The following is an 18,872-nucleotide window of genomic DNA, read 5'->3' as shown; positions in this document are numbered from 1 at the left end:
CATCCCTAATTAAATAAATTTAGTAATACGTTACTTTCTTTACTTCTCGAGGCTTAACTTCACCTATATATAAATCGTGAACACGTTTCATATTTAATTCAAGCTCAGTTACATAAGTATCATCTACAGCATACGTTTTAATTACTTGCGCCCCTTTTATAATCCCCTGCACTTTACTTTGTAAATAGTCATCTTGCGCTATTGAGCCTGCAACAGTAGTTCCGGCGGTAATTTTTTGCCCGTAAACTTGTTCTGTTAATTCTCGATAAGCCTCCAGCTTTGACGCTTTAATAGCCATTAGTTGCTTTTGCGAACGGTTAGCGCCCTTTTGCAAGCTGATAGGCGCATAGCCAATCGCTTTTATAATAGGGTAATTATTTGGCGCTACATATTTATATTCAACATGTTTATCAAACACGCTACTGCAACCACTTAGTGCTAAGCACCCCAGTGTGATAGATAATGATATTGCTCGCATTGTACATCGTCCTAATAAACTAATTAAGCAACTATATGCACGTTTAATGCCATTTATAGTATTCAAAACAACGTTGGTATAGTCCTTGCTCTAAACACACTACTAGCTAAAGTTTAATTGGAGTAAGTGTATGAAATCGTTTTTATCATCAGTATTTGTAGGATTAAGCGCAACTGCTTTATTAACGTTTTCACCTTTCACAAAAGCGCAGTGGTATGAATCGACTGGGCACGCACTTGTTCAAAATGGGGATATGAGCGCAGCCAAATCTGCCGCTATAAAAGACGCAATAACCCAAGCTTTAGTATTTTCAGGCGCAAGAGTAAGCTCAGTGCAAACCTTGGTAGATGGCGTGTTAATGCAAGATCAACTTAAAATTAGCAGTCACGGTGAAATTCAAAAAATTGAGCTTATAAGCGAAAATAAATACGACGATAAATTTGCAATCACACTGCGCTTAGACATTTTCGCTCAAACAGAACAATGCCCGCAAAACAGCTTTAATAAATTTTTAGCTGTAACCCAAAGCCAGCTTAATCATCGCGAGCAAGCAAAAATGGGTCAAATTTTTGACATAGATAAAGCGGTTAGCAAAAATATTTTTTCGGCGCTGCAAAAATCAAAAATGAGTGCAATACCTGTTGCCTATTACAAAAACGCTATCAAAGTTGATAAATATTTTACTCAACAACATGATTACTCCACTGCCCAGTTAGAAGAAATTGCAACTCGCAGCAACGCTCAATATGTTTTATTAAGCCAAATAACAAACCTATCGACCAGTAATAAACTCAATAGTGAATATGCGTTTTGGCAAGATGAAAGCTACCAGCGTAGCTACCAAATAGAATTAACATTGTTTGATGGCACAACGTACGAGCAACTTTGGCAAAATAGCTATCAAAGCCAAGCAATTTGGCCATTCGAAAAAACAGCCATAATTGATGTAAACAGTGATAGATTTTGGCAATCACCTTTTGGGCAAAGTATAAGTGAAATAAATCACTCTTTAAGTTACGACATACAAGCTGCAATGGCGTGTTTACCAACGCAAGGTAAAATAATGCACATTGAAAACAGCAAAATAGTCTTAAATTTAGGTAAAGCACACGGTTTACAAAAAGGCCAACTGCTCAGCATTGCACATCATAATTACTTAACGGATGCAGCGGGTAATATCATGCCGCATAAAGTAACCACACTTAACACCATTCGCGTTGAACAGCTTTATCAACAAAGTGCCATTGCGGTAAGTATTGACGACAAACCGCTACCAGGCGTGCAAATAAACGATGTAGTAGAAATAATCAGCCAAGATTTTTAATTAACCTTTTTAGTTAATTTAGCTTTTAAATTAGGGTGAGCAGACAACCACTCGCCCAATTGTTCTACACCAGATAAATGCGGATAATGCTTTCGACATGCAAATACCACATTACGCTGCTGATTAGGAAATATAGGCATGTAGTCAATACCCGCCCGCTCTGAGCAAGCAAGCTTTGGTACAAAGGTAACACCATCATTGATAGCCACCAGCGCTAATAATGTTTCTAAACTATTCCCCTGATACTGGCTAGAAACATCAACACCGGCAGAAAAACAAAACTGTTGGGCTTGATCTTTAAAGCAATGGCCATCACTTAACATTAAGAGGCTACATCCTTGAAGGTCGCTTAACGCCACTTTTTTGTGCTTAGATAATGTGTTGTTTTGAGAAACGGCCACTAAAAAGTCTTCTTTATATAAATTAACAGCATGAAAGTTTTTAAGTTCTGGTACATCAGCCAAAATAGCAAAATCGAGTTCACCGCTATTTAGCGCCTCTAAAATGGTCGCTGTTTGCATTTCGATAAATGAAAAATGGCTATTTACAAAAGCCTCTTTCATTGATGTAAGTAATGTTGGCAGCAAATAAGGCGCAATGGTAGGAATTATACCAATGGTTAATTTACCTTGCAGGGGTTCATTTGATGTCGCGGCTAATTCTTTCAGTATTTGTGTTTGCTCTAAAATCAGCTCTATTTGCGTCAATAAACGAGCGCCTTTACTCGTAAGAGTAACTTGCTTGGTGGAACGATCAAATAAAACAACGCCCAGCTCTTGTTCAAGTTTTTTTACTTGCCCACTTAATGTAGGCTGGCTAACAAAACAGGCATCGGCAGCTTTACGAAAATGTTTATAGTGCGCGATTGCTTTTACATATTCGAAATCTTTTAAGTTCATATTCAGCTCCACCTGATAGTTTATAGCTATCAGTTTAATACAAACAAACGATTGGAACTATATTTAATTATTCACCATAATGGCTATCAACAAATCAAGAGGAACAAAAACTATGTTAAACAATATCGAAGGTCAAACAATCCCAAGTGTTACATTTGCAACTCGTGAAAGTAACGAATGGAAATCAGTAACAACAGATGACATTTTTAAAGGTAAAACGGTTGTAGTGTTTTCACTACCAGGTGCATTTACACCAACATGTTCATCAACTCACTTACCGCGTTACAACGAATTAGCGGGCGTACTTAAGCAAAACGGCGTTGACGAAATTGTATGTTTATCAGTAAACGACACCTTTGTAATGAACGCATGGGCTGAACATCAAGAAGCGCAAAACATTACTTTATTACCAGATGGCAACGGCGAATTTACTGACGGCATGGGCATGTTAGTAGACAAAAATGACCTAGGCTTTGGTAAGCGCAGCTGGAGATACTCTATGCTGGTTAAAGATGGTGTAATTGACAAAATGTTCATCGAACCAGATTTACCAGGCGACCCGTTTGAAGTATCTGACGCAGACACAATGCTTGACTACATCAACCCTAAGCAAGCTAAACCAGAACCAGTAAGTATCTTTACTAAACCTGGCTGCCCTTTCTGTAAAAAAGCGAAAGAGCTACTTGCAGAAAAAGGTTTCGCCTATGAAGAGATTGTTATGGGTGCAGGCGCATCACTAACAAGCCTTAAAGCTGTATCTGGTCGTGATACTGTTCCACAAATATTTATTGGTGGTAAACACATTGGCGGCTCAGACGATTTAGAAAAATACTTTGCTTAATTAAGTAAAAATTAACAGGGGCCTATTGCCCCTGTTTAATAAAGGATACCTACTATGAAAGAATTGCAAACCGATGTTGTTGTTATAGGCGCAGGTACAGCTGGTTTAAGTGCTTATCGTAATGCTAAACAGTTCACACAAAATGTATTAATGATTGAATCAGGCCCATATGGCACAACATGCGCACGTGTTGGTTGTATGCCTAGTAAATTATTGATTGCAGCCGCCGAAGCCGCACACGCAATTGAAATGGCACCTGCATTTGGTGTGCATAGCTCAAAGCCAGTCATTGACGGCAAAGCAGTTATGGCACGCGTAAAAAGTGAACGAGATCGTTTTGCAGGATTCGTAGTAGAAGCCGTAGATGAATTACCAGATGGTGATAAAATTCGTGGTTACGCTAAATTTTTAGACACAAACCGCGTACAAATAGACGACCATACAATTATTACAGCAAAACGCTTTGTAATTGCCACCGGTTCACGCCCTTCATACCCTGGCGTATTTAATAACTTTGGCGACAAACTTATTATAAACGACGACGTATTTGATTGGGATGACCTACCAGAATCAGTCGCTGTATTTGGCCCTGGTGTCTTGAAATTGGTCAAGCACTTAGCCGACTAGGCGTAAATGTAAAACTATTTGGTGTAGGCGGCGCAATTGGCCCACTTACAGATCCAGTAGTAAAAGACTATGCAAACACTGTGTTCGCTCAAGAATTTTTTGTAGATACCGACTCAAACGTATCTGACATGATGCAAGTTGGCAACAAAGCACAGCTAACTTACACCGACAAACAAGGTGAAAAACATACCGAACAGTTTGACTACGTACTTGCAGCCACAGGCCGAGTACCTAACGTAGATAAACTAGGCCTTGAAAACACCGGTATTGAACTTGATGAACGCGGCGTACCGCACGCAGACACACACACAATGCAATGTGGTGAGTCGAACATATTTATAGCAGGCGATGCCAGCAACATGCTACCACTGCTACACGAAGCATCTGACCAAGGTGCTATTGCGGGTCAAAATGCAGGGCGCTTTCCAGATGTGCGTATAGGTCTGCGCAGAGCTAAAATTGCAGCTGTATTTAGCGACCCACAAATAGCAATGGTAGGCGAAAGCTACAAGCAAATTACTGACCGATTAGGCCCATGCGGTTGTTTTGAAGTAGGCGAAGTCAGCTTTGAAAACCAAGGCCGTAGCCGAGTAATGCTTAAAAACAAAGGTCATATGCGTGTATATGCAGAGCAAGGTACAGGCTTATTTTTAGGTGCAGAATTTATTGGCCCACAAGCCGAACACATCGCTCACTTATTAGCTTGGGCTGTACAAAACAAAATGACCGTACCACAAATGCTTGATATGCCATTTTACCACCCAGTAATTGAAGAAGGCTTACGTACCGCCCTTCGCGACTTAAACGCCAAACTTAAATTTGGCCCAGACATTGTAAACTCATGTATGGAATGTGGCCCAGGCGCATAAACTGCTCATTGCACATACACTTGCTAACAAAGGCCAAAGTATTTACTTTGGCCTTTTTATTTTTATAAATTTTTTAAAGCAGACCTCTCAAATAATATATTTACTGTTACACTCAATTGATAACTCAATTAAAATGATGGAATAGCTATGTCCAATAATAAATTTAGACTTGTTACACGCAGTGATTTTGATGGCCTAGTATGCGCCGTCCTTTTAAAAGACTTAGACCTAATTGACGACATTTTGTTTGTTCATCCAAAAGACATGCAAGATGGTAAAATAGACATTACCGAAAACGACATTACCACCAACCTTCCCTACGTTGCAGGTTGTCATATAGCGTTTGATCATCACCTTAGCGAAACCGTACGTAACTCAAACGACATTAAAAACCATATTATTGATCCGCAAGCGCCTTCGGCTGCACGTGTAGTTTATGACTATTATGGTGGCGCTGAAAAATTTCCGAACATCTCAGTTGAAATGATGGACGCCGTAGACAAAGGTGATGCCGCTCAGTTTTCAAAAGACGAAATATTAAACCCAACAGATTGGGTATTAATGAACTTCATTATGGATGCACGCACAGGGTTAGGCCGTTTCCGTGAGTTTAAAATTTCAAACTACCAATTAATGATGAAACTCATTGACGCCTGTAAAAACCAAAGCATTGAACAAATACTGCAAATAGAAGATGTAGCCGAACGTGTTGCTTTATATAACGAGCATAACGAAAAAGCAAAAGAGCAAATTACTCAATGCGCCACTGTCCATAAAAATTTAGTGGTACTTGATTTAACCCAAGAAGAAACTATTTACGCTACCAACCGCTTTGTTATTTACGCCATGTACCCCAACTGCAACATCTCAATTCATAAACTGTGGGGCCTTAAAAAGCAAAACGTAGTGTACGCAATTGGTAAATCAATCACCAACCGTACCTCAAACACCAATGTTGGCGAGCTATGCTTAAAATATAATGGTGGCGGGCACTTAAATGCAGGTACTTGCCAAGTAGAAACAAGCCAAGCAGAAGCCGTACTTAGTGAGTTAATCGATACAATTACAAGTGATGGTTAGGCATTAAAATTTAGCATTTTTTAAACTATTAATAGAGCGAGTAAATTGACGTTTACTCGCTTTTTTTGTGTATAAAAATAATAAAGCATACTTACAAAGCTATTACGATGGAGAACTCATACTCGAAGTAAAAGGCTGATTAAACTGATTAAACAGGACAGCCACTCTATCTAATTGTACAAATAATATTGTGTCATTAAATTTACTTTTTTGACCAAGAATTCATTTCTTTTTATATTATTATTTTTCGGGGGATTACCAAATAAGCCATTATCACTGTTAAACTTAAATTACGCGCATGAAAATAGCTGCATCATTGCAGTTTTAATTTTTATTGAGTTGTTTAAACGTTATGCGAGTAGCTTTTCGCAGTTACTTATATTCGCTCGCCGTTTTCGGTTTAAGTTTTCACAGTAACTCACTTGTGAAGTGGGCCTCCCTACTGCACCGTGAAATACGCGTGTAAATTGTGTGGTGAGTTTTAACCAGTTTTCGGGGGAGATATTTACTCTTTCGAGTAAGGGTAAGCGTGTACTTTCAATATACCCGCGTTTATCTTCTCGCATACAACGCCCTGTTAACTCAACAAGTTCAAGATACGATTTAAGCTCAAACGGGAGTCCTTTTGGCATTATTTGACGTGGCATGCCTGCAAAGCGGAGCAGTTGTTTTGGTTGCTTGCCTTCGTTTGCCCGTGTTAAGCGTTGTTTGATGCTGGTATGGTCTGATTCCTCTGGTGTATTTGCCATTTTGGCTCTGATGGGATTTAAATCGACATACGCCATACAGGCGGCAAGTGCTGCTTCATCTAATAATGCTTGGGATCTAAATCGTCCCTCCCAAAAACGGCCAGTACAGTTATCTTCTTTATTTGCTCTGCGCGCAATGTCTTCATTTAATAACCTCATAAACCAGCTAATACTTGATAAGCGCTCTCGGTATTCCTTTACTGTTTGATTAAAAAAGATAAGTTCAGCTTTACTTAGCTTTTCACCTTGTACATATTTCTGCGTTAACAATGTGCCTTTACAGAGTTTATGCCAGCGAATAACAATCGCTTTATCATTCAGCCTGTTTGCTTTTTTATCATCAACATACAGTACTAAGTGAGTGTGATTACTCATCACTGCATAAGCGCATACATCAATACAAAATACCTTAGCTAATTCAAGCAGCTTATCTTCAACCCAACCTCTACGATGCTCATAAGATTGACCGGTGAAATGGTCTTCGCCACATAAAAAAGCACGGCGAACACAACGTGAAATACAGTGATAATATTTTGTATCGACCAAACTTACTTGGCGCTTTCTTGCGATTGCCATGTAACACCCTGCTTGTTTTTTGCACTAAATAAAGCCTAGTACTTCGTTTCATAAAGTGCAAAATTAGAATGGGTGTCTTTGTTTGTTATTGCCATGTAACACCCTGCTTGTTTTTTGCACTAAATAAAGACTAGTACTTCGTTTTACAAAGTGCAAAAATTAGAATGGGTGTCTGTGTTGTTTCTGGCCATGTAACATCCTGCTTGTTTTTTGCACTAAATAAAGACTAGCACTTCGTTTTACAAAGTGCAAAAATTAGAATGGGTGTCTTTGTTGTTTCTTTGTAAACCACCAATGGCAAAAAGCCCGCGCAGAGTTTAAACGTCAAAATATTGCGCCTTATGGTTTTCGTGTAGCAGAGCCACAACATGATGGTACACCGCATTGGCATATGCTGTTTTTTATTGAGAGCGAAAAACTAGACGCATTAAAAGCAATTATTCGCCATTACGCGTTAGAAGTTGATGGTGACGAAAAAGGCGCAGCGGAAAACCGCTGTGACTTTAAACAAATAGACCCAAATAAAGGCTCTGCAACTGGCTATATTTTAAAATACATAGCGAAAAATATAGATGGTGAAGGTGTAGGTGAAGATAGGTTCGGTAACGATTCGCTGCTTGTAGCGCAACGTATTGACGCGTGGGCATCGTGTTGGTGCATTCGCCAGTTTCAACAAATTGGCGGTGCTAGCGTTTCCGTATGGCGCGAATTAAGACGTTTGCGCTCTATGTTTAAGGATAAAAAAGACAGCCTATTAGAACAAGCTCGCTTTGCTGCTGATAACAGCGATTGGAAAGGCTACATACTTGCTATGGGCGGTTTAAACACAAAGCTAAAAGATCGACCTATCAAATTACACACCAATTTAAACATCGTAGAGGAAACTGGCGAGTGCTTACAAAGCTATTACGATGGTGAACTGATACTCAAAGTAAAAGGCTTGTGGTTCGCTGGTAAAGCCATCATCACAAGGCACTATTCATGGAAGGTAGAAAAGGCATAACCTAAAGCTAAAACGTAATAGCTAAAGCTATCACATTTAGATAAAATTACAGTTAAATACAACATTTCAAATAGCTAAAGCTACCTATTGAGCTTTAGCTCACATCAAATACTATCTCAAAGTCCAAAATAACCTTTAGTTCACTATTTGCCAGAATGGCAAAAAGATCTTACTTGGAGTTCTGTAAATAACTGTACTTTAGTTTGAGCCTGTATTAAGTGTGGTATCTTGTTAAGGTTCTATTATTATAAAATTTGTATAGAATATAAAAAATGACTTAAGTAATAGGGATTTCTCTTGGAAAATATAAATATTGATGCTCCTCGACTAACAGATGATGATTTTGAAGAGGAGTTTGAAGAAGAAATACTTGAGCCCTTTGATCCAGAAAAAATATCTATCGAACAGAAAGTTGTATCTATGGATGCAATTAAGAGAAGGTTGAAACAAGGCTCTATTCGCTTATCGCCCGACTTTCAGAGAAACGAAGTTTGGGATGAAACTCGTAAAAGTCAGCTGATAGAATCTATTATGCTTAAAATCCCTTTGCCAATGTTTTATGTATCTGCAAATGAGCAAGGCGAATGGGAGGTAGTCGATGGCCTACAAAGATTATCTACAATTAGAGATTTCTTACTGTTAAGTCCACTGACTGGTTTGCCATTAAAGTTACAAAAGCTAGAGTTTCTACAAAAGAAATTTGGTGCAATGACATTTGCGCAAATGGAAGAAGATCCAAAGTGTCAAAGAGTACTAAATACTATAATGGAAACGGAGTTAAGGTTTACTGTTATTAACCCCGGAACACCTGAAGATGTAAAACGCAATATTTTCAAAAGAATCAACACTGGTGGACTACCATTAACAAGCCAAGAAATAAGGCATGCGTTATATCAAGGAACTTCAACTGAGTTGCTAAAACAATTAATGGGGAGTCAATATTTTATCGACGCCATTAACTCAAAAATAAACGATAAAAGGATGGCAACAAGAGAGCTAATCCTTCGCTTTGTCGCATTTTATATATTTGATAAGGTTGATTATAAAGCTAGCCTAGATAAATGGCTTAGTGATGCAATGAGAGTAATTAATTTATTTCCAGAGCTTGAAGAACGTAAACTCATAAAATTATTTCCTGAAAGCCAGATCCCAGTAATAAAAACAAATTCCATTGATGAAATTAGGTATAACTTTGAATTAGCAATGTATAGAGCTAAAAGGTTATTTGGTGAGCATGCTTTTAGAAAGTCTACAATTCATGATGATAAAAAGACTCCTGTGAATAAAGCTCTCTTCGAATGTTGGTCAAACATTTTATGTAAACTTTCTGAAGAGGACTTTAATAAGCTACTAAAAAATAAAATTGAATTCAACAGGGACTATAAGCAACAACTATTGAATGACGATTTAATTAACTCTATTAGTAGACATGCTTCACAAGCAGTTAGAGGTGTTAACTTTCGGTATAACACTTTCAATAGCTTAGTTAACAAATATTTGGAAGTGTTATGATTGAAACATTAAACCTAGTAAATTTTAAATCTTTTGTTGATTTAAAATTACCACTTAAACCGTTGACAATTCTTTCTGGTTTAAACAATTGTGGGAAAAGTTCAATTATACAATCACTAAGAATGTATGAAAGAGCATGCAATAATAGATCACCTTTACTAGAAGGTTATGGTTCTTTAAAGGAACTAAGATCAAAGTTCGCAAACCCAAACGAACCAATAGAGATAAAGCTATGCTTTGTTGATAAATCAGATGATAAACTCATACTTCATGAAGATGAATCAAAGCAAGAAGCTCCTAGGAAAAAACCTATATTATCTTTTATATCAGCTGATAGACTTGGCCCTCAGACTTATTTGCCTCTAAGTAATAGTTTAAGCTTTCCTACCATAGGCGATAGAGGTGAATATGTATATGAGTTTATTGACAAGCTATCACTTTCTATAGTTCCAGAATCGATTCAGCATGAAAATGGTGAAGGAGATACACTTCCTTTAGCTATAAAAGGATGGTTATCTGAAATATCTCCTAATGTAGAATTTCAATATAAACTAAATCCCAAGGTTGATATATCACAAGCTACATTCGATGAGTTCCGACCTAAAAATGTTGGCTTTGGAATAAGTAATGCTCTTCCTATAATTACTACAATTTTAGGACATATAGCTGAAAAACCACTGCAGGGATGGGATGATGACTGGGGTGATAAGTGGGATAAATTAAGAAAAAATAATACTATCATTATAATTGAAAATCCTGAAACCCACCTTCACCCCAAAGGTCAAACTGCTATGGGGGTTTTACTAGGTATTGCCGCTTCTCACGGCATACAGATGATAATTGAAACTCATAGCGACCATTTGATGGATGGCATTAGACTTGCCTGCAAAGAGAAACATGTTTCGCACTCTGATGTAGTTTTTCATTACCTATCTAAAGAAAATACAAAATCTGAAACAACGATTCAAACTCCCAAGATGGACGAAAACGGGAAGCTAAACTTTTGGCCTAATGGTTTTTTTGATCAATCAATGAAAGTAAGAGCTAAATTAGCAAGGAAGTAATATGGATCATTTGCTTTGTATTAATACAAATAGCTTTCCAGCAGATTCTGAACAGTTAGCAGTTGAGCTGTTTGGTGACGCTCTTCAGGGCGTATTGGAATTATTTATAGAAGATAACGATAGAGTCATTTTTTATTTAGATGCTTTAAAAGATTTATGTTTGCATGAATTAGAGCTTTGTGAGGGGTTTACATATAATGACTTCTTAACTTACCTTGAGGCTCAAAGCGAATTTGACCTCCTATCAGTTTTATTAGAAATAGAAGATAAATCTCCCGCCTTAGATTTTTTTAATGATAATGAATTGGATGAAATTGGCAACTTCACATATTTTCTTCCCAACCAAGGTATATATCAATTTTCTGATGTTTTTAGTATATCTGATCATCTAAGTGCAAAACTCTTAAGCTTGAACACTTCTCCAGAGTGGAATAATCATCAATTAGAGTTTAATAAAACACAGAACGGTGAATACAATCATAATACTTGTATCATTGATAATATCTCTACAAAAGCGCATGGTAGCCTTTTGTATGAGATATATAACTCACTACAATTAAATACGGCTTGTTCTACAGCATTAATATCTAATGAAGTCTTAAAATGGTTTTCTGAATTAAATATCGAAAACAAAAATATTGTCTACAAGAAGCTAAGCTACTGCAATGAAAGAAACTTCAGAGGCAATGAGCCGCTGTTTAAATCAATTGTTGGAACACCAGGCCTATGGGAAGTCAGGTTCAGTGCCTTTTCAGGAGGAGCGATTAGGATGCTTTATAGAACTTACAATAATAAGAATATCCTCTTAGTAGGTTTCATTAAAAAATCTGACAATGAAGGATACAAACAAAATATACAACAAGCCGAAGATATATTTATCAAAACATACGCAGCTTGAGCTACATATGTGCTACACAGAAAGGTGGGAAGCAAGGGCTAAAACCGTAACTCATTGATTTAATTGGTAGCCCCTGCAGGAATCGAACCTGCAACTGCCCCTTAGGAGGGGGCCGTTATATCCATTTAACTAAGAGGCCACAAATAAGCTGTGTGCTTAGAGATGTGAATTATAACGGTATCTGGTTTTTTATATCAAGCGACAACTGAACTTAATTGCTTGATAAGTATATATCTTCTTTATTTAGTACGTATAACGGTATTAATTTTCGGCTAGTGGCAACAACTTGCTTGGTGTCTATGTTAATAACACGCGCATTGACCGCAACGCCATTACGTCGATAAATTAAAGTACCTGCAAGTACGTGGCTGGCCATTTGGTCTTCATTAAGTTTTGCTATATCACGCGATAAAACAAAGTCGCCACGGCTATTTACGTCTATGGTTTCTGTGGTTTTAAAATCAACAACACCATAACCAAATTTTTGTAATTGATGGATTAAGGTTTCAGATATTTGATTTCCAAGCTGATTTGTGTTGTTCAGTGTGGCATCTAAATTAACTAAGGTTGTAACCGCAATATTTAAATGCGCATTAGTATCATTACCTGATTCGAGGGTGTCGACTGAGATCGAGGGCCATTTGCTCTACGTAATTAACCAATGTTTGATGGTGGTTAAGGGGCATAAATTGTTGTGATGAATCGTATTCGTCATGTACATCTACTTTAGCCGACGACAGCATTTCCGGTGTTTGCTCATGCTGTGTGCTTACATCTACGCGGGTATTTGTGTTTTGTTGCTGTTGAGTAATGTGTGTCATAGAACACCCTGCCAATGCTAGCATGCTAAAAGCGCTAAGCACGCTGTTTAATGTATAACGCATAATCACCTCACTCATCCGCTTGCTTAAGCATTATGCCATCAGTTCGGTAGCTGCTGTTAAGCGCATCAACAACTGACTGAGGAATAAAGCCTTGTGCACTGCCTACAACCGCTTTACTTTTTAAACCAACAATACGAGCATTTACTAATACCCCCTTGGTGGCTCACTAAGGTACCGGCTAGGACGTAGTTAAAGTTTTGATCTTGATTTAACTCTAAATAGTCGCGACTAAATACAAAGTCACCCGCCGGTGTTACTCGCATAAAGTCGGTTGTTTTAAAATCAATGACCGGTATACCAAAACTATGCAGTTCGTGCATAAAGCTTTCTGATATCTGATTTCCTAATAAACTGCCATCGTTGTAGTTATCATCTAAAAATACAAAGCTTGAAACAGCAAGTGGTGTTTTATCATTTACGTACTGTAAGTTTTCGACCATGTCTTGCATTATGCCACGCACGTAATGGTTAATATTTTTACGCTTGGCGGGCATTGATTTAGTGTAGTTATTTTGCTCAACCAACCCAGACTGAAAAAGTTGATTATTTACAACAGGCGACGCAACTTCGCGTTGCTCACTTACAAGCATTACAGGGCTATTGCTTTGCGGTTCTTCTACTTGTTCTGACTCCATGCCATTAAACATTTGCGAACAGCCAAATCCCAATGGCAAACATAATGTAATTAGTAGGTTTCTCATTTTGTGCTCCAAATTAGTATTCGCTGCGGTATAAAAGGCCGTCGCGCTGCTGAATTTTTTCATTTCCCCACATTACATTAATAGGGATCTCGGTACTGCCTGCTGATAAAACTTGTTTGCTGTTTATATTAACTAGTCGCGCATTTACTATATATGCATGCTGCTGACGAGTCACAGTACCGGTAACTATTAAGTCAATTTTTTGACGTTCACGTAATTTATTTAAATCGCGACTTAGTACATTATCGGCATTACTCGATAATGTTATATTATTGTCTAATCTATACTCTACCGTATGGTAACCAAGCTGGGTCATTTGGGTTAATAGACTTTCTTGGATTTGTTGGCTAAGCCCTGAAGCTTGCTCTGTCATTAACTTGGTGTCGAGCCCATCAGCAAAATAAAAGCTACTTACACCAATGCGGGAATTACGACTTAACGGCTCTTTTAAATGACTAAGCTGCACTGTTAGCGTATTTACATAATCATTAACTGTGTAAGGTGCCATAGCCGCTTTAGGAGCGTGTGTGCTTATACTTGGCGCTGGTTGCGGTATCAAACTGCAAGCGGCTAAGTTAACTAATAATAGGGGTAATAAAAGGCGCATAATTGCCATTCTCTTTCAAATATACAAAAGATGAAGCAATTATTATGCCTAAAAGGTTTTTGAATGATTTTGCTAGTTGACCTACACCAATGCTTAACCTAAACCCGATTAACATGCCTACCTCAACTATTTGTTTAAACTATAGTTTAATGGGTTTATCTGTGTAACTACTTACTATGCAATCGAGTTTATAAAGTTTAAATACTTCGCAATCTGCTTTGGCGTTATTTAACTTTTGATATGAACCCAGTTTTAAGCGGTAAAATGTTTTATCGTTAATACGGATTTGCTCTACGTTAGTCTCTATTTTTTTCTAAACAATGGAGCTGCCTGTATGTTCAGGTTTTGCCATACTTTTTTTAAGCTTTGCTCAGAGCTAACTGATGCCACTTGTAATGAAAATGAATGCTTAAGCGTATTTAATTTTACAGCCCGTTTTTTACTGTAGCTATGTTTAGGTGCTTTCGAAAGCGCTTTTATAGTATGAGCAGCTGTAGGATTGCGTGTATCAGCACGAGTATAACGTTGGTTGGATTGCGTTATCGCTTTAGTGTTAATAATGTCGATATGGTCAACTAAATAAGTGATCTCTTTTTCGAGCCTTAAAATACGCTCAAGGCCCGCTCTAGCTTGTTGCCATTGCATTGCTGCATCTTTTAACTGAGCAAGCTCTAAGGCTGTGATTGACACATATTCTGGTAAATTACTTGGTTTTTCTAACTGGTTTACTTCTAACGTAGAAGCACAGGCAGTACAAAATACAAACGTTAAAAGACTTAGAATTATATTTTTATTATTATTTTTATGTTTAAACATGTATTCGTTATCCTGAAAGCAGTGTAATTACACTTACATTTCAGCTAAACATTCTTATAAATTATACCAATTCGCTTGATTAAACATTATTGCAAGTTGGTACTAAGCGTTTAACTTTAAATAGGCCATGGGAACAACTCATTTCAGCTTTAATTGTGTTCTAAAAAACAATTAATGCGGGTCCCTTTATCCTTAAGAAAACATTTAATACAAATTTAGTGCCAATTAACACAAAAACAACAATATAACTTAAAAACCGCGCATTTAAATATATTCAATCCTTAAAATAACAACAGTTTTTGAGTTGCTGTATTTTTAGATACTACGTTTGCAACAGTGTATTTAACCCAAAATTTCGATAATAACTTCATCCCCAAAAGCTATTGACGCGTAAATTCGCCTTGTTTTCACTGAAAACCTCTGGCTAGAGAAAATAAATTTAAATATCACCATAATTCAATATGTTAGTATATCTCTTAACCAGAGCTCTGGTTAAACATTAAAAAAGGCGCCATTTTGGCGCCTTTTTATTATTAACGTTATCTTTTAAATTAAATCAACGCTTTAATAAATGCTTTTAGTTCATCTGCAAATTCATCACGGCGTAGGGCAAATTCAATAGTCGCTTTTAAATAACCAACTTTACTTCCACAGTCGTGGCTACGGCCTTTTATAGCGTATGCATCTACTTTTTCGTGCTCCATAAGCATCGCAATTGCATCTGTTAACTGAATTTCATCGCCTGCTCCTTGCGGAGTTTTTGCAAGTAAAGGCCAGATATTTTCACTTAACACATAACGACCCACTACCGCTAAGTTTGATGGTGCTTCGTCTACAGGTGGTTTTTCTACCATATTCATAATTGGCGAGCTTTCGCCCTGCTTTAACTCAACGTCACCTAAATCAACTACACCAAATTGGTTTACTTGTGCCATTGGTACTGGCTCTACCATAATTTGGCTGTGCTTGGTTTCGTTAAAGTGTGCGATCATTTCTGCTAAGTTATCTTTTTTAAGATCGCTCTCGACATCATCAATAATTACGTCTGGTAAAATAACTACGAATGGTTCGTTACCAATAATCGGTGCCGCGCAGCTAATAGCATGCCCTAGGCCTTTGGCTTCACCTTGGCGTACGTGAATAATGGTTACGTCTTTAGGGCAAATAGCTTGCACTTCGGCAAGTAATTGCCGCTTAACACGCTTCTCTAAAGTTGCTTCTAGTTCAAAACTGGTGTCGAAGTGATTTTCGATTGAGTTTTTACTTGAATGCGTTACTAGCACTATCTCTTTAATACCGGCAGCAACTGCTTCATTAACTACGTATTGAATTAAAGGACGGTCTACCACTGGCAGCATTTCTTTAGGAATTGCTTTTGTTGCTGGTAACATGCGAGTACCAAGGCCCGCTACGGGGATCACTGCTTTCATTATGTTTTCCTTAATCTTTTATTATACTGAAAATGGATATTGAATCGCTTCGTGGCATTGATAGCCTGTTACTTCGAAATCGTCTCGTGTTACCCACGTTTCTATATCTTCTAACGATTTAATTTTTGGATTAATTTTTAGTTGAGGCGATGCAAATGGCTGACGTGTTAACTGCACATCTCGCATCAACTCAAGTTGGTTTTCATAAATATGTGCATTGGCAATTTTATGGTATGCCTTACCCGCTTTATGACCAGTAATTTGAGCTACTAGCGCCAATAATACAAAGCATTGTATTTGATTAAAGTTCAAGCCAAGCGGCACATCACAACTGCGCTGATAAGACGTTAAATATAAGGTATCGCCAAGCAACGAAAAGGTGTGCGTATGCATACACGGGCGCAAACAACCAAGCTCAAATTCGCCTGGGTTATAAAACGTGATTATCTCACCACGGTCATCAATGCCATTTTTTAAGTTATTAATAACTTTAGCGAGCTGATCAAGCGTTGAACCATCTGGGCGTTGCCAACCACGCCCTTGCACGCCATAAACGCGTCCCATGTCGTCCTCACCTTTACGGTTAGGATTATTAAGCCATGCGTTATTATCGTTCGCATTGGCATCCCATGTTTTACAACCAATATCACGAAACTGCTCAGCACTGTCGTAACCACGTAAGTAACCTAGTAATTCAGCAATCGCTGCTTTGTAGTAACTTTTTCGTGTGGTGATCATCGGAAACTGATTATTAGCTACATCGTATTCTAAATCAGCATTAATTACAGTTAAACAACGCGTGCCTGTACGTTTGTTTTCTACCCACTGCCCTTCGTCAACAATACGCTGACATAACTTTAAATATTGTTTCATGTTTTTTGTATTATGCCTTAGCTGTTGTAACGTGTTGTGGTTGCTTATATGCCCAAATTAATAACCCAAATCCGCCTACTATCATAGGAAGCGAAAGTATTTGCCCCATTGAAATAAAGTCGGCAAATAAACCGAGTTGTGCATCTGGTTGGCGGAAGTATTCGATACAGAACCTAAACACGCCGTAACCTAATAAAAACACACCGGCTACGCTGCCTGCCGGACGAGGCTTTTTAATAAACCATTGCAAGATTAAAAAGAGCACTAAGCCTTCAAAAAATGCTTCGTATAATTGCGATGGGTGACGCGCAAGCGGACCGCCCGTTGGAAATACCATTGCCCATGGCACGTCGGTAACTCGGCCCCATAACTCACCGTTTATAAAGTTACCAATACGTCCGGCTAAAAGCCCTACAGGAACCAATGGTGCAACAAAGTCGCCTACTTGAAGAAGCGATTTTTTGCGCGTCCACGAAAAATTGCGACGGCGGTTATAACGCCAAGTGTTCCACCATGAAACGACATGCCGCCCTGATTCTATTCTAAATAAATACAGTGGGTTTTCTATAAAATAACTAAACTGGTAAAACAATACGTAGCCAATACGCCCACCTAGTATTACCCCTAACATGCCGTAAAACAGTAAATCGCTTACTTGGTCTTTAGTCCAACCAGAGTTTGGTTTTGACGCTTGACGATTTGCAAACCACATCGCAAATGCAAAACCTATTAAATACATTAAGCCGTACCAACGTACGCTAAGTGGCCCAACTGAAAAAATTATTGGATCGATTTGAGGAAACTCAAGTGCCATAAAAATAAACCTTTAGCTAAAAACCATTTTAATTGCGATAACTACAAGCAGCACCGCGAAAACTTTCTTTATTGTACTAACGGGTGAATAATGAATTGCTTTAGCACCAATAGGTGCAACAAACCACGACGTTAATACAATACCAAATAACGCAGGAAGATACACAAATCCTGCAAAACCATGTTCTAAATCAGTCACGTGCCAGCCGGCACTGACATAACCAATAGAGCCAAATAATGCTATAACAATTCCGCAGGCTGCGGCACAACCAATTGCTTTTTTTATATCAACCGAAAAATAATTAAGCATAGGGACTATTAATGCGCCGCCACCAATACCTATCAAACCTGATAACCCGCCCATTATTGCCGAAATCCCGCCTAAAATAGGACCTGCTGGTAACGGTTTTTCTGACATTGGTTTATTACGAGTTGAAAGCACCATTCTCCCTGCTATAAATACAACACTTACAGCAAACACAGTGCGCAATATTTGCTCAGGAATAAGGCTAGCTGCAAAGCCGCTAATAAGCGCGCCTAAAGCCACACCCGACATAACCCAAGGCGCAATTGCCCAAGGCACATTATCATTTTTATGATGAGCCAACGCTGAAGAGGTGGAGGTAAATAAAATAGAAGCAAGTGACGTTGCAATAGCAATCACTAATACATGATCTGCTGAGGTTACATTAAATGATAGCAGTAACGCACTGAGTACAGGGACAATAATTAAACCGCCGCCAATGCCTAGTAAACCCGCTAAAAACCCGACAATACAGCCTAGTAGTGCGCAGCTTGCGACTAACAAACCTAAGTCATACATAGTAA

General features: G+C 38.2%; 14 protein-coding genes, 1 tRNA gene and 5 pseudogenes. 8 read left to right on the top strand and 12 right to left on the bottom strand.

The window, feature by feature from the left end; all coding sequences use genetic code 11:
- Positions 1-19: 19 nt before the first annotated feature.
- Complete coding sequence (locus P4S71_RS13520; RefSeq protein ID WP_337150843.1) at positions 20-478, bottom strand: LPP20 family lipoprotein; 459 nt, start codon at positions 476-478, stop codon at positions 20-22.
- A 130-nt stretch (positions 479-608) separates the two neighbouring features.
- Here P4S71_RS13520 and P4S71_RS13515 point away from each other — a divergent pair, with 130 nt between their 5' ends.
- A complete protein-coding gene (locus tag P4S71_RS13515; RefSeq protein WP_033040956.1) occupies positions 609-1,802 on the top strand; it encodes a flagellar assembly protein FlgT in 1,194 nt (397 codons plus the stop codon).
- Here the strand turns inward: P4S71_RS13515 and P4S71_RS13510 are convergent.
- On the bottom strand, positions 1,799-2,701 hold the full coding sequence (locus P4S71_RS13510) for a LysR substrate-binding domain-containing protein (protein WP_337150842.1): 903 nt from the start codon (positions 2,699-2,701) through the stop codon (positions 1,799-1,801). The genes P4S71_RS13515 and P4S71_RS13510 overlap by 4 nt on opposite strands.
- Before the next feature lie 112 nt (positions 2,702-2,813).
- Here P4S71_RS13510 and P4S71_RS13505 point away from each other — a divergent pair, with 112 nt between their 5' ends.
- From P4S71_RS13505 to P4S71_RS13495, 3 genes and pseudogenes are all read left to right on the top strand, one after another.
- Complete coding sequence (locus P4S71_RS13505) at positions 2,814-3,542, top strand: glutathione peroxidase (protein WP_337150841.1); 729 nt, start codon at positions 2,814-2,816, stop codon at positions 3,540-3,542.
- A 54-nt stretch (positions 3,543-3,596) separates the two neighbouring features.
- Positions 3,597-5,038 (top strand): annotated as a pseudogene (locus tag P4S71_RS13500) (dihydrolipoyl dehydrogenase).
- A gap of 147 nt (positions 5,039-5,185) precedes the next feature.
- Positions 5,186-6,118, top strand: a complete 933-nt coding sequence (locus P4S71_RS13495; RefSeq protein ID WP_033032076.1) for an exopolyphosphatase — start codon at positions 5,186-5,188, stop codon at positions 6,116-6,118.
- Between the two features lie 350 nt (positions 6,119-6,468).
- Here the strand turns inward: P4S71_RS13495 and P4S71_RS13490 are convergent, their stop codons facing one another.
- Entirely contained in the window at positions 6,469-7,443 is a 975-nt protein-coding gene (locus P4S71_RS13490; RefSeq protein ID WP_007377502.1) for a transposase, read from the bottom strand.
- Between the two features lie 292 nt (positions 7,444-7,735).
- On the opposite strand from P4S71_RS13490, the pseudogene P4S71_RS13485 reads away from it, so the two are divergent.
- The 4 genes and pseudogenes from P4S71_RS13485 to P4S71_RS13470 form a co-directional block, all read left to right on the top strand.
- A pseudogene (locus P4S71_RS13485) lies at positions 7,736-8,446 on the top strand (replication endonuclease); the annotation flags it as partial.
- 297 nt (positions 8,447-8,743) lie between these two features.
- On the top strand, positions 8,744-9,958 hold the full coding sequence (locus P4S71_RS13480) for a DUF262 domain-containing protein (protein ID WP_138488679.1): 1,215 nt from the start codon (positions 8,744-8,746) through the stop codon (positions 9,956-9,958).
- On the top strand, positions 9,955-11,022 hold the full coding sequence (locus P4S71_RS13475; RefSeq protein WP_138488678.1) for an AAA family ATPase: 1,068 nt from the start codon (positions 9,955-9,957) through the stop codon (positions 11,020-11,022). Before P4S71_RS13480 ends, P4S71_RS13475 begins: the two co-directional genes overlap by 4 nt.
- Position 11,023: 1 nt before the next feature.
- On the top strand, positions 11,024-11,920 hold the full coding sequence (locus tag P4S71_RS13470) for a type II toxin-antitoxin system RelE/ParE family toxin (protein ID WP_138488677.1): 897 nt from the start codon (positions 11,024-11,026) through the stop codon (positions 11,918-11,920).
- A gap of 64 nt (positions 11,921-11,984) precedes the next feature.
- Here the strand turns inward: P4S71_RS13470 and P4S71_RS13465 are convergent.
- The 9 genes and pseudogenes from P4S71_RS13465 to P4S71_RS13425 form a co-directional block, all read right to left on the bottom strand.
- A tRNA-Arg gene (locus P4S71_RS13465) sits at positions 11,985-12,059 on the bottom strand.
- Between the two features lie 72 nt (positions 12,060-12,131).
- Positions 12,132-12,804: pseudogene (locus tag P4S71_RS13460) on the bottom strand (FlgO family outer membrane protein).
- Positions 12,805-12,811: 7 nt separating this feature from the next.
- Positions 12,812-13,505 (bottom strand): annotated as a pseudogene (locus tag P4S71_RS13455) (FlgO family outer membrane protein).
- Positions 13,506-13,518: 13 nt separating this feature from the next.
- On the bottom strand, positions 13,519-14,112 hold the full coding sequence (locus P4S71_RS13450) for a FlgO family outer membrane protein (RefSeq protein ID WP_007377507.1): 594 nt from the start codon (positions 14,110-14,112) through the stop codon (positions 13,519-13,521).
- A 139-nt stretch (positions 14,113-14,251) separates the two neighbouring features.
- Positions 14,252-14,928 (bottom strand): annotated as a pseudogene (locus P4S71_RS13445) (SPOR domain-containing protein).
- Between the two features lie 551 nt (positions 14,929-15,479).
- The gene (gene galU / locus P4S71_RS13440) at positions 15,480-16,358 is read right to left on the bottom strand and encodes a UTP--glucose-1-phosphate uridylyltransferase GalU (RefSeq protein ID WP_007377510.1); all 879 of its coding nucleotides are present in this window, start codon (positions 16,356-16,358) and stop codon (positions 15,480-15,482) included.
- Positions 16,359-16,379: 21 nt separating this feature from the next.
- Complete coding sequence (locus tag P4S71_RS13435; protein WP_008134796.1) at positions 16,380-17,231, bottom strand: thymidylate synthase; 852 nt, start codon at positions 17,229-17,231, stop codon at positions 16,380-16,382.
- Positions 17,232-17,241: 10 nt separating this feature from the next.
- A complete protein-coding gene (gene lgt, locus P4S71_RS13430) occupies positions 17,242-18,045 on the bottom strand; it encodes a prolipoprotein diacylglyceryl transferase (RefSeq protein WP_337150840.1) in 804 nt (267 codons plus the stop codon).
- Between the two features lie 12 nt (positions 18,046-18,057).
- Positions 18,058-18,867 (bottom strand): sulfite exporter TauE/SafE family protein, encoded by an 810-nt coding sequence (locus P4S71_RS13425; protein WP_337150839.1) that lies wholly within the window; start codon positions 18,865-18,867, stop codon positions 18,058-18,060.
- Between the last annotated feature and the right edge of the window lie 5 nt (positions 18,868-18,872).

It is taken from the genome of Pseudoalteromonas sp. B62 (genome assembly GCF_037162565.1).
Classification (GTDB): Bacteria; Pseudomonadota; Gammaproteobacteria; order Enterobacterales; family Alteromonadaceae; genus Pseudoalteromonas; species Pseudoalteromonas fuliginea.
The sequence above is the reverse complement of the archived record's forward strand: the minus strand, read 5'-3'. Positions and strand labels throughout refer to the sequence as shown.

Excerpts from the sequence above, each read along its gene's own strand:
- P4S71_RS13520 (WP_337150843.1), bottom strand. The coding sequence starts at position 478 with ATGCGAGCAATATCATTATCTATCACACTGGGGTGCTTAGCACTAAGT.
- P4S71_RS13515 (WP_033040956.1), top strand. The coding sequence starts at position 609 with ATGAAATCGTTTTTATCATCAGTATTTGTAGGATTAAGCGCAACTGCT.
- P4S71_RS13510 (WP_337150842.1), bottom strand. The coding sequence starts at position 2,701 with ATGAACTTAAAAGATTTCGAATATGTAAAAGCAATCGCGCACTATAAA.
- P4S71_RS13505 (WP_337150841.1), top strand. The coding sequence starts at position 2,814 with ATGTTAAACAATATCGAAGGTCAAACAATCCCAAGTGTTACATTTGCA.
- P4S71_RS13495 (WP_033032076.1), top strand. The coding sequence starts at position 5,186 with ATGTCCAATAATAAATTTAGACTTGTTACACGCAGTGATTTTGATGGC.
- P4S71_RS13490 (WP_007377502.1), bottom strand. The coding sequence starts at position 7,443 with ATGGCAATCGCAAGAAAGCGCCAAGTAAGTTTGGTCGATACAAAATAT.
- P4S71_RS13475 (WP_138488678.1), top strand. The coding sequence starts at position 9,955 with ATGATTGAAACATTAAACCTAGTAAATTTTAAATCTTTTGTTGATTTA.
- P4S71_RS13470 (WP_138488677.1), top strand. The coding sequence starts at position 11,024 with ATGGATCATTTGCTTTGTATTAATACAAATAGCTTTCCAGCAGATTCT.
- P4S71_RS13450 (WP_007377507.1), bottom strand. The coding sequence starts at position 14,112 with ATGCGCCTTTTATTACCCCTATTATTAGTTAACTTAGCCGCTTGCAGT.
- galU (WP_007377510.1), bottom strand. The coding sequence starts at position 16,358 with ATGAAAGCAGTGATCCCCGTAGCGGGCCTTGGTACTCGCATGTTACCA.
- P4S71_RS13435 (WP_008134796.1), bottom strand. The coding sequence starts at position 17,231 with ATGAAACAATATTTAAAGTTATGTCAGCGTATTGTTGACGAAGGGCAG.
- lgt (WP_337150840.1), bottom strand. The coding sequence starts at position 18,045 with ATGGCACTTGAGTTTCCTCAAATCGATCCAATAATTTTTTCAGTTGGG.
- P4S71_RS13425 (WP_337150839.1), bottom strand. The coding sequence starts at position 18,867 with ATGTATGACTTAGGTTTGTTAGTCGCAAGCTGCGCACTACTAGGCTGT.